At 60.8% G+C, this 10,216-nt stretch carries 11 protein-coding genes; 8 read left to right on the top strand and 3 right to left on the bottom strand.

Annotated elements, in window-relative coordinates; translation table 11 throughout:
• Positions 1-31 precede the first annotated feature (31 nt).
• A complete protein-coding gene (locus CAF87_RS06305) occupies positions 32-463 on the bottom strand; it encodes a thioredoxin domain-containing protein (RefSeq protein ID WP_085730766.1) in 432 nt (143 codons plus the stop codon).
• A gap of 336 nt (positions 464-799) precedes the next feature.
• Between CAF87_RS06305 and CAF87_RS06300 the strand changes: the two genes are divergently transcribed.
• From CAF87_RS06300 to CAF87_RS06265, 8 genes are all read left to right on the top strand, one after another.
• Positions 800-1,648: a transporter substrate-binding domain-containing protein gene (locus CAF87_RS06300; protein WP_085730767.1), complete on the top strand. Its 849-nt coding sequence runs from the start codon at positions 800-802 to the stop codon at positions 1,646-1,648.
• 51 nt (positions 1,649-1,699) lie between these two features.
• The gene (locus CAF87_RS06295; RefSeq protein ID WP_059405928.1) at positions 1,700-2,362 is read left to right on the top strand and encodes an amino acid ABC transporter permease; all 663 of its coding nucleotides are present in this window, start codon (positions 1,700-1,702) and stop codon (positions 2,360-2,362) included.
• Positions 2,363-2,371: 9 nt separating this feature from the next.
• Entirely contained in the window at positions 2,372-3,034 is a 663-nt protein-coding gene (locus CAF87_RS06290) for an amino acid ABC transporter permease (protein ID WP_007960241.1), read from the top strand.
• Entirely contained in the window at positions 3,031-3,828 is a 798-nt protein-coding gene (locus CAF87_RS06285; protein ID WP_085730768.1) for an amino acid ABC transporter ATP-binding protein, read from the top strand. The genes CAF87_RS06290 and CAF87_RS06285 overlap by 4 nt, the downstream gene beginning before the upstream one ends.
• A gap of 31 nt (positions 3,829-3,859) precedes the next feature.
• Complete coding sequence (locus CAF87_RS06280) at positions 3,860-4,249, top strand: RidA family protein (protein ID WP_039768794.1); 390 nt, start codon at positions 3,860-3,862, stop codon at positions 4,247-4,249.
• A gap of 78 nt (positions 4,250-4,327) precedes the next feature.
• The gene (locus CAF87_RS06275) at positions 4,328-5,092 is read left to right on the top strand and encodes an IclR family transcriptional regulator (RefSeq protein ID WP_085730769.1); all 765 of its coding nucleotides are present in this window, start codon (positions 4,328-4,330) and stop codon (positions 5,090-5,092) included.
• Between the two features lie 39 nt (positions 5,093-5,131).
• On the top strand, positions 5,132-6,352 hold the full coding sequence (locus tag CAF87_RS06270) for an amino acid deaminase (RefSeq protein WP_085730770.1): 1,221 nt from the start codon (positions 5,132-5,134) through the stop codon (positions 6,350-6,352).
• Entirely contained in the window at positions 6,352-7,287 is a 936-nt protein-coding gene (locus tag CAF87_RS06265; RefSeq protein ID WP_085730771.1) for a sugar kinase, read from the top strand. Before CAF87_RS06270 ends, CAF87_RS06265 begins: the two co-directional genes overlap by 1 nt.
• Before the next feature lie 48 nt (positions 7,288-7,335).
• Here the strand turns inward: CAF87_RS06265 and CAF87_RS06260 are convergent, their stop codons facing one another.
• Together CAF87_RS06260 and CAF87_RS06255 are read right to left on the bottom strand one after the other, a co-directional pair.
• Positions 7,336-7,611 carry a peptidylprolyl isomerase gene (locus CAF87_RS06260; RefSeq protein ID WP_065260528.1) on the bottom strand — a complete coding sequence of 92 codons (276 nt, stop codon included), beginning with the start codon at positions 7,609-7,611 and terminating at the stop codon, positions 7,336-7,338.
• Positions 7,612-7,661: 50 nt separating this feature from the next.
• The gene (locus CAF87_RS06255) at positions 7,662-10,199 is read right to left on the bottom strand and encodes a PAS domain-containing sensor histidine kinase (RefSeq protein WP_085730772.1); all 2,538 of its coding nucleotides are present in this window, start codon (positions 10,197-10,199) and stop codon (positions 7,662-7,664) included.
• Positions 10,200-10,216 lie beyond the last annotated feature (17 nt).

The following is a 10,216-nucleotide window of genomic DNA, read 5'->3' as shown; positions in this document are numbered from 1 at the left end:
GCCATTACTTGATGGCTCTTAGGTGGCACTTTCAGGAAAAGTTCCGTTGGCGGCTGTCGGGGATGGTGCGCAAGGTGCGTAGGGTATGGCGCAGCCATGGCAGATCGTGCCTTGGTTTGCTGTGAACGGCCGGCGCCTTGACCTTGCCGATGTGTTGGGCAAAGTCCCGCTCCAGAGTTTCTTCGGTGCCGATGCCCTTGAGTTTTTTCAAGAGTTTTCCGTTCTTGTAGAACAGTACCGTTGGTGTCCCTGTGACCAGTGGGTGGCGGGGGCAGTCGCGGGTATTGAGCATGTAGATATTTCCCCGTTGCCGATAGGGCTCGGCTACATGGCGAAAGATCGGCCCAGCCCACTCACAGGCGGGGCAGTGTTCATTGGCGAAATACAGGATCACCGGGCGCCAGGTCTTCAGGGTTTTGCGGTAGGTGGCTGGCAGCTCCGAGAAGGATATTGAAGCGCTCATAACAACCTCCGTTTTCTTTCCGGGGATTGAAAGACGTTATCGGAGGGAAAGGGGATCGAGCTACTGTCAGAGTTGACAGGTGTGGTATGCGCCATTTTGTGCCGTGCGCACTGAAATGTGGCCCGAATACCCGTGTGTGTAGCCAACGGTAGCGCGACATCTACGTCACTTGGCGTAACACCGTTTCCAGCACTATTCGCATCCCTCTGATTCAGCACACTTTTCATTCCATTGCAGATTCCCCTCGAATCCTGTGGCACACTTTCTGCTGTCTATTCCGTAGTAACAAACCAAGTTCCGGTATAACGGAATAAACAACCCTCTGGAGTGCTTGCCATGCATCGCCGACCTTCCTTGTTGAAAGCGTGTGTTTTTGTTCTCGCGGCTTCGTCCGCTGTCATGGGTATGGCCCAGGCGGCCGACAGCAAGCTCGACAGCGTCCTGGCCCGTGGAAAACTGATCGTGGGGACCGGCAGCACCAACGCGCCGTGGCACTTCCAGGGCGCGGACGGCAAGTTGCAGGGCTTTGATATCGACATCGCCAGGATGGTGGCCAAAGGTCTGTTCAATGACCCAAGCAAGGTCGAGTTCGTGGTGCAGTCGTCCGATGCGCGGATTCCCAACCTGCTGACCGACAAGGTCGACATGAGCTGCCAGTTCATCACCGTCACCGCCAGCCGTGCGCAGCAAGTGGCGTTCACCCTGCCGTACTACCGCGAAGGCGTCGGCCTGCTGTTGCCGAACAACAGCAAGTACAAGGAAATCGAAGATCTGCAGGCCGCGGGCGACAGCGTGACCGTGGCCGTTCTGCAAAACGTGTACGCCGAAGAGCTGGTGCACCAGGCACTGCCCAAGGCCAAGGTCGATCAGTACGACAGCGTTGATCTGATGTATCAGGCCGTAAACTCCGGCCGCGCCGATGCCGCCGCCACCGACCAGTCTTCGGTCAAATACCTGATGGTGCAGAACCCTGGCCGCTACCGCAGCCCGACGTATGCCTGGAGTCCGCAGACCTATGCCTGTGCCGTAAAACGTGGCGATCAAGACTGGCTGAACTTCGTCAACACCACCCTGCATGAAGCCATGACCGGCGTTGAATTCCCGACTTACGCGGCATCGTTCAAGCAATGGTTCGGCGTGGATCTGCCATCGCCCGCCATCGGTTTCCCTGTCGAATTCAAATGATCCCGTGAGAGTGGGGCGCCCTGACGTGCCCCGCTCAAGGTACTGCCGACCATGAACTATCAGTTGAACTTTGCCGCCGTGTGGCGCGATTTCGACACCTTGCTGGCGGGGCTCGGTCTGGGCCTCGAACTGGCGCTGGTGTCGATCGCCATCGGCTGCGTGATCGGCCTGCTGATGGCGTTTGCCTTGCTATCGAAGCATCGCGCCTTGCGGGTGCTCGCATCGGTGTATGTGACGGTGATCCGTAACACGCCGATTCTGGTGTTGATTCTGTTGATCTACTTTGCGTTGCCGAGTCTGGGGATCCGGCTGGACAAGATCCCTTCGTTCATCATCACGCTGTCGCTGTATGCCGGGGCGTACCTGACGGAAGTGTTCCGCGGCGGCTTGTTGAGCATTCCCAAGGGCCAGCGTGAAGCGGGGCTGGCGATTGGTCTGGGCGAGTGGCAGGTGAAGGCCTACGTCACCGTGCCGGTGATGTTGCGCAACGTGCTGCCGGCCCTGTCGAACAACTTCATTTCGCTGTTCAAGGACACCTCGCTGGCTGCCGCGATCGCGGTGCCGGAGCTGACCTATTACGCGCGCAAGATCAACGTCGAAAGCTACCGGGTGATTGAAACCTGGCTGGTGACCACGGCGTTGTATGTCGCGGCCTGTTACCTCATTGCCATGCTGCTGCGTTACCTCGAGCAGCGTCTGGCGATCCGCCGATAGGAGGCTGCGATGTACGAATCCCCCAGCTGGTTGCATGAGTTGTGGATTGCCCGCGAAGCCTTGTGGCAAGGCTTTCTGACCAGCGTGCAGGTGTCGGCGCTGGCCATTCTGTTCGGCACGGTTATCGGCGTATTTGCCGGGCTGGTGCTGACCTATGGCAAGTTCTGGATGCGCGCGCCGTTCCGCTTTTATGTCGACCTGATTCGCGGCACCCCGGTGTTTGTGCTGGTGCTGGCCTGCTTCTACATGGCGCCGGCGCTTGGTTGGCAGATCAGCGCGTTTCAGGCGGGTGCCCTGGGTCTGACGCTGTTTTGCGGCTCCCACGTTGCCGAGATCGTGCGCGGTGCGTTGCAGGCTTTGCCACGTGGGCAGATGGAGGCGGGTAAGGCGATCGGTCTGACGTTCTATCAGTCCCTCGGTTACGTGCTCTTGCCTCAGGCGCTGCGGCAGATCCTGCCGACCTGGGTCAATTCGTCCACGGAAATCGTCAAGGCCTCGACCTTGCTGTCGGTGATCGGCGTGGCCGAGCTGTTGCTCAGTACCCAGCAGATCATCGCCCGGACGTTCATGACCCTGGAGTTTTATCTGTTCGCCGGTTTTCTGTTCTTCGTCATCAACTACGGCATCGAATTACTCGGCCGGCACATTGAAAAGCGGGTGGCCCTGCCATGACTCAAGCTCAAGTTTCCAACGTCCAGAACGGCCAGCCGCTGCTGGATATCCGAGGCCTGCACAAACAATACGGTGCGGTCGAAGTGCTCAAGGGCGTCGACCTGAGCATGCAGCGCGGCAACGTGGTGACCCTGATCGGCTCCAGCGGCTCGGGCAAGACCACGCTGCTGCGCTGCGTGAACATGCTGGAGGAGTTCCAGGGCGGGCAGATCCTGCTCGACGGCGAGTCCATCGGTTATGACGAGGTCAGCGGCAAACGCGTGCGCCACCCGGAAAAAGTCATCGCGCGCCATCGGGCGATGACCGGCATGGCGTTCCAGCAATTCAATCTGTTCCCGCACCTCACCGCGTTGCAGAACGTCACGCTCGGCCTGCTGAAAGTCAAAAAGATGCACAAGGACGAAGCCGTGGTCCTGGCCGAAAAATGGCTGGAGCGGGTCGGCCTGCTGGAGCGGCGCAATCACTTTCCCGGCCAGTTGTCCGGTGGTCAGCAACAGCGCGTGGCGATTGCCCGGGCGATTGCGATGAACCCGAGCCTGATGCTGTTCGACGAAGTCACCTCGGCCCTTGACCCGGAACTGGTCGGCGAAGTGCTGAACGTGATCAAGGGCCTGGCCGAAGACGGCATGACCATGTTGCTGGTGACCCACGAAATGCGTTTTGCGTTCGAGGTCTCGGACAAGATCGTTTTCATGAATCAGGGGCGCATCGAAGAGCAGGGGCCTCCCAAGGAACTGTTCGAGCGTCCTCAATCGCCGCGGCTGGCGGAATTTCTCAAAAGCACGCGGTTCTGACTTTTCACTTTTTCAATCAGGAGAAACACCCATGAGCATTACGCGTTACGGAACCGGCAGCACCGCCGCCGGCGGCCAGCCGCGCCCATTTGCCCGCGCCGTTGAAGCGGATGGCTGGCTGCACGTTTCCGGTCAGGTGCCGGCGGTGGATGGCGAGATCATCGTGGGCGGCATCGTCGAACAGACTCACCAGACCATGAAGAACCTGATCGCGATTCTTGAAGAGGCCGGCTATGGGCTAGAGGATGTGGTACGTGCCGGGGTGTGGCTGGACGATCCACGGGACTTCACGAGTTTCAACAAGGTCTTCGGCGAGTACTTCAAGCCTGAACACGCACCGGCCCGGGCCTGTGTGCAGGCGAGCATGATGGTGGACTGCAAGGTCGAGATCGACTGCATCGCGTACAAGAAAAAGGCCTGAGTATTGACCGTTCCCGCGCAAGGCATGGGAACGATCTTTCGCGATAAACTCCCGGCACTTTGAATGGGAACCACTGAAATGACCGAAGACACCATCAAGCGCCGGGCACGCGGTCTGGACCGGGCGTTCGATATCCTCGATTTCCTCAAGGAGATCGGCCAGCCACTGCGTCCGAACGACATCGCCAACGGCATCGGCAGCCCGAAATCCACGGTCTACGAACTGGTGGCCTCGTTGCTCGAACGGCGGATTCTGGAGCCGGTGGGCAAGGACGGTCACGTCTATCTCGGTCGTCAGCTGTATTTCCTCGGCCAGGCGCACTTGCGGCATTTCGACCTCAGTCGCGAGGCCGATCACGCGTTGCAGGAGATCGTCAGCCAGACCCGGGAAACCGCGCAGATGTGCCTGCTCAACGGGCGCAAATACACGGTGGCGCTGATGAAGGAGGGCGAGCGGCATTTCCGCATTTCTTCCGATATCGGCGAAAACGCGCCGATCCCGTGGACTGCCTCCGGGCGCTTGCTGCTGGCGCATTTGAGTGACCAGCAAATCAGCGACCTGATCGACCCCGACGATTTCATTTTGCCCGATGGCGAACGCCTGCCGATGGAGACGTTTCTGGCGGAAATCCGTCAGGCCGGCATCGACGGTTTCTTCTCGTTCGACAGTGTTGCCGACACCTTTACCCATTGCTTCGCCGCGCCGGTCAAAGACCCGAGCGGCGTGGCCATCTGCACCCTGTGTATCGTCGCTCCGCGCGCCGATGCCAAGACCAACTACAACGACTATCGCCGGGTTCTGATCGAGAGCGCCAACAGCCTCGCCCGGCGTATCAACGAATAACTGCGCCCGCCAGCGGACGCGATCGTGAGGAGTTCGACCATGACGACTGCCAACAACACTGCTGCCGTGGAAAAGGGTGATGCCGCCATTGGCGCGCAACTGGTGCGTGACATCAGTCTGCCGGCGCTGGTGCTGCACCGCGAAGCGTTGGAGCACAACATCCGCTGGATGCAAAAGTTTGTCAGCGACAGTGGCGCCGAACTCGCGCCCCACGGCAAGACCAGCATGACCCCGGCGTTGTTTCGTCGTCAGCTCGACGCCGGCGCCTGGGGTATCACCCTGGCCAGCGCCACCCAGACTCGCGCCGCTTACGCCCACGGCGTGCGCCGGGTGCTGATGGCCAACCAACTGGTCGGCACGCCGAACATGGTGTTGATTGCCGACCTGCTGGCGGCCGATTCGGGCTTCGATTTCTATTGCATGGTCGATCACCCGGACAACGTCGCCGATCTGGGCGCCTATTTCGCGTCACGCGGCGTACGCCTGAACGTGATGATCGAGTACGGCGTGGTCGGCGGCCGTTGCGGTTGCCGTAGCGAGCAGGAAGTCATCGAACTGGCCAAGGCCATCGGTGCGCAACCGGCACTGGCGCTGACCGGTATCGAGGGTTACGAAGGCGTGATCCATGGCGATCACGCCGTCAGCGGCATCCGTGAATTCGCCGCCTCGCTGGTGCGTCTGGCGGTGCAGTTGCAGGACAGCGGCGCGTTCGTCATCGCCAAACCGATCATCACTGCATCGGGTTCGGCCTGGTACGACTTGATCGCCGAATCGTTCGAAGCGCAGAACGCTGGCGGGCGTTTCCTCAGCGTGTTGCGTCCCGGCAGCTACGTGGCTCACGACCATGGCATCTACAAAGAGGCCCAGTGCTGCGTGCTCGACCGTCGCAGCGACCTGCACGAAGGCTTGCGTCCGGCGCTGGAAGTCTGGGCTCACGTGCAGTCGATGCCGGAGCCGGGGTTTGCCGTGATTGCCTTGGGCAAGCGTGACGTGGCGTTCGATGCCGGGATGCCGGTGCCGTTGCAGCGTTACAAGGCCGGTGTGGTGCCAGCGGTAGGCGAGGATGTCGGTGCCTGCAAGGTCACGGCAGTGATGGACCAGCACGCGTTCATGACCGTGGCGCCGGGCGTGGAATTGCGTGTCGGCGACATCATTTCCTTTGGCACTTCCCACCCATGCCTGACCTTCGACAAGTGGCGGGTCGGGCTGCTGGTGGACGAGCAGCTGTCGGTGATCGAAACCATGGAAACCTGTTTCTGATGAACACGCTCAGTCCATTGGGTCCGAACACACCGCGCATCGCTCTGATCGGCGAATGCATGATCGAACTCCAGCAACGTGCCGATGGCAGCCTGCAACAGAGCTTTGGCGGTGACACGCTGAACACGGCGGTCTATCTGTCCCGCGCCATGGGTGACAAGGCGCAGGTCGATTACGTCACTGCGCTGGGCGACGACAGTTTCAGTGATGCAATGTGCCGCAGTTGGGCCGCCGAAAATATTGGACTGGACCTCGTCCAACGCTTGCCCGGTCGTTTGCCGGGATTGTATTGCATCCAGACCGACGCTACCGGGGAGCGCCGCTTCCTTTACTGGCGCAACGAAGCCGCTGTGCGCGATTGCTTCACGACACCAGCCGCCGCACCGATTCTGAGGGCGTTGCCAGACTACGACGTGCTGTATTTCAGCGGTATCACGTTGGCAGTGCTCGGCGCGCAGGGCCGGGAAAAACTGATCCAGACCTTGATCGAAGCCCGCCAGCGCGATGCACGGATCGTTTTCGACAACAATTACCGGCCACGGCTGTGGGCCTCGGTGGAAGAGGCACGGGTGGCGTATCGCAGCGTGTTGCCGCATGTCGATCTGGCGTTGCTGACAGTGGACGACGAGCAGGCGCTGTTCCATTTCGAGGACTGTGAGGCGGTGTTTGAGGCGTATGCGCAGATCGGCACACCGGAAGTGGTGCTCAAGCGTGGTGCCGAAGCCTGTCTGATCCGTTGCGACGGGGAAGCGTTTGAAGTTCCGGCACAGAAGGTCGAGAAGGTGGTGGACACCACGGCGGCGGGGGATTCGTTCAGTGCGGCGTATCTGGCCAGTCGCTTGTCGGGGGCAAGCCCTGCGCAAGCGGCAGAGGCAGGGCACCGGTTGGCGAGTCGGGTGATCCAAGTGCCCGGAGCACTGATCCCCAGGGAGTGAATCCGATCCCCGAAGGTGCTGCCGAAGCTGCACCTTCGGGGCACTGGATCAATCGCGGAAAAACACCTGCACCAGGTGATAGCCGAACTTGCTCTTGATCGGTCCGTGCACGGTGCGCAGCGGTTTCTTGAAGATCACCGCGTCGATCGCTCCGACCATCTGTCCCGGCCGCACTTCACCCAGATCGCCGCCGCGCTTGCCGGACGGGCAGGTCGAGAACTTCTTCGCCAGCACATCGAACGCTTCACCGTTGGCGATGCGTTGTTTGAGTTTTTCAGCCTCATCGGCAGTCTTGACCAGAATGTGGCGGGCTTGGGCTTTCATCGTGCAATACCTGTAGCGGGGTGACGGCGGGGCGCGGATTATGCCTCAAGTCACGGGGTTTGGCTGAACATCGCGCGGATCTTGCCGGCCAGCTGTTCGATGGAAAACGGCTTGGCAACCATGTCCATGCCGTCCTCGAGAAAGCCCTGACGCTCGGCGGCTTTCTGCGCATAACCGGTCATGAACAACACTTTGAGCCCCGGACGATGCTGGCGAGCGATCTCCGCCATTTGCCGGCCGTTCATGCCTGGCAGGCCGACGTCGGTCACCAGCAGGTCCACCCGCAGATCTGATTCGAGCAATGGCAGAGCACCCTTGGCGTCTTCGGCTTCATGGGCGCGATAACCCAGCTCCTTGAGCAGGTCCATGACCAACATGCGCACCGCCGGATCGTCCTCGACCACCACCACGGTTTCGCCGGTGGCGACAGCGGGGGCCTGCGTTTCCGTCTCGGCCACGGCCGGCTCCGCCACCAGAGAATGCAGGCGAGGCAAGTACAGGCGCACACAGGTGCCCTGACCCGGCAGGCTGTCGAGGCTGACGTGCCCGCCGGTTTGTTGGGCAAAACCGTAAATCATCGACAGCCCGAGCCCGGTGCCCTGGCCGATCGGTTTGGTGGTGAAGAACGGGTCGAACGCTTTCGAACGCACCGACGGCGTCATGCCGGTGCCGTTGTCGCTCACCGCCAGCATCAGGTAATCACCGGCCTTGACCGGTTCGAGGGTGGTGATGTCGTTGCCATCGAGATAAACGTTGGCCGTTTCGATCAGCAGTTCGCCGCCATCCGGCATGGCGTCGCGGGCGTTGATCACCAGGTTGAGCAGGGCATTTTCCAATTGGCTCACATCGGTGCTGACGGGCCAGACGTTGTCGGCCAGGCGCAAGGTCAGTTCGATCGGGTCGCCTTTGGTGCGGCGGATCAGGTCCTCCAGCGAATGGATCAGTTCATTGACGTTGAGGGTCTTGCGATCCAGCGACTGGCGCCGGGAGAACGCCAGCAAGCGGTGAGTCAAAGCAGCGGCGCGATTGGCTGATGACACCGCGGCATCGGTGAATCGACCGATTTCATCAGTACGGCCACTGGCGATATAGCGCTGCATCAGGTCGAGGCTGCCGATGATTCCGGTCAGCATGTTGTTGAAGTCATGGGCGATACCGCCGGTGAGCTGACCGACCGCTTCCATTTTCTGCGCATGGCGCAGGGCATCTTCGGCACGTTCGCGTTCGAACATTTCGTTCTGCAGGCGCTGGTTGGCCTGGGCCAGTTGCTCGGTACGCGCGCTGACGCGTTCCTCAAGGGTTTCATTGAGGTTGCGCAAGGCTTCTTCGGTCTTTTTGCGTTCGGTCTCGTCGATCACGAAGATGTAGAAACCGTTCACCGCGCCATCCGGGCCGTGGCGTGGCAGGTAGTTCATCAGGGCGTGGCGCTGACTGCCATCGCGATGGGGCGTGTAAAGGCTGAATGAACAGGGCCGACCGGCGAGGGCCTCGGCGATGTACGGAGCGCGCAGAAAGTAGGACTCTTCGCCGATCACTTCGCGGATCGTTCGACCGTACAGCTCTTGCGGGGTCAACCCGTACCAGTCCAGGTACGCGGCGTTGTTCAGGCGAAAGCGTTCTTCGCGGTCGACATAGCTGATCAGGATCGGCATCGCGTTGATGATCAGTTGCAGCTCGGTCTGGCTTTGGCGCAGGGCCTGCTCGGTGTGCTTGCGCTCGGTCAGGTCCAGCGCAGCGCCGAGAAAACGCATCGGCCGTCCGTGGTGATCCTTGTAGCAGCGCCCGCGAGCGAAGACCCAGCGCACGTCGCCATTGGCCTGCAACAAACGATATTCCTCGGCGTATTCGGTGCCATGGGTGATGCAATGCTTGATGCTGCGGGCGATCAGCGCGCGGTCTTCCGGGTGCACGCCGTGCAGATATTCACTGATGGGCAACTGGCTGGCCCGCGCCGGGTCGACGCCATGCAACTGGGCGAAATGTGCATCGGCAATGAAGCGATCTTCACCAATGTCCCAGTCCCAGGTGCCAACCGCATCGGTAGCCGCCAGCGCCAGCTGCAGGCGCTCTTCGCTTTCGCGCTGGGCCTTGAGGCTGTCTTCGGAACGCTGCTGGAGTTCCAGGGCGATGCGTCGGCGCTCATTGGTTTCGATTGCAGTGACCAGAATGCCGGACACTTGCGCGCTTTCGTCACGTATCGGGCTGTAGGTCAGGTCCAGCCAGAAGTCGGATTCCTTACCGTCCCGTTGCAGGGTAAAGCGCCGTTCGCTGTAGGTTCGCACCTGGCCTTGTAGGACGGCGCTGTAAATCGGGTCGGTAAAGTCTCGAAGTTCCGGCCATATCTGGTGCGCCGGCTGTCCGAAAGCGTGGGGATGCTTGCTGCCGGCCAGTAGTGCGAAGCCGTTGTTGTAGATCTGGGTGAGCTGCGGGCCCCACAGCAACAGCATCGGCATCGGCGAATGAATCACGATGTCAACCGCGGTCCGCAGGCTCTGCGGCCAACTATCGGCGCTGCCGAGCGGGCTGCGGCTCCAGTCGGTGCGGGCGATCAATGCCTGGGCGTCGTTGGTGTTCGGTACAGCGTTCATCACATCAGTCCTGAGCA

This window comes from Pseudomonas sp. R38(2017) (assembly GCF_002112395.1).
In the GTDB taxonomy this organism is placed as follows: Bacteria; Pseudomonadota; Gammaproteobacteria; order Pseudomonadales; family Pseudomonadaceae; genus Aquipseudomonas.
The sequence above is the reverse complement of the archived record's forward strand: the minus strand, read 5'-3'. Positions and strand labels throughout refer to the sequence as shown.

Coding starts and splice junctions, on each gene's coding strand:
- CAF87_RS06255 (WP_085730772.1), bottom strand. CDS start 10,199: ATGAACGCTGTACCGAACACCAACGACGCCCAGGCATTGATCGCCCGC.
- CAF87_RS06280 (WP_039768794.1), top strand. CDS start 3,860: ATGAGCATTACGCGTTACGGAACCGGCAGCACCGCCGCCGGCGGCCAG.
- CAF87_RS06275 (WP_085730769.1), top strand. CDS start 4,328: ATGACCGAAGACACCATCAAGCGCCGGGCACGCGGTCTGGACCGGGCG.
- CAF87_RS06285 (WP_085730768.1), top strand. CDS start 3,031: ATGACTCAAGCTCAAGTTTCCAACGTCCAGAACGGCCAGCCGCTGCTG.
- CAF87_RS06265 (WP_085730771.1), top strand. CDS start 6,352: ATGAACACGCTCAGTCCATTGGGTCCGAACACACCGCGCATCGCTCTG.
- CAF87_RS06300 (WP_085730767.1), top strand. CDS start 800: ATGCATCGCCGACCTTCCTTGTTGAAAGCGTGTGTTTTTGTTCTCGCG.
- CAF87_RS06305 (WP_085730766.1), bottom strand. CDS start 463: ATGAGCGCTTCAATATCCTTCTCGGAGCTGCCAGCCACCTACCGCAAA.
- CAF87_RS06270 (WP_085730770.1), top strand. CDS start 5,132: ATGACGACTGCCAACAACACTGCTGCCGTGGAAAAGGGTGATGCCGCC.
- CAF87_RS06295 (WP_059405928.1), top strand. CDS start 1,700: ATGAACTATCAGTTGAACTTTGCCGCCGTGTGGCGCGATTTCGACACC.
- CAF87_RS06260 (WP_065260528.1), bottom strand. CDS start 7,611: ATGAAAGCCCAAGCCCGCCACATTCTGGTCAAGACTGCCGATGAGGCT.
- CAF87_RS06290 (WP_007960241.1), top strand. CDS start 2,372: ATGTACGAATCCCCCAGCTGGTTGCATGAGTTGTGGATTGCCCGCGAA.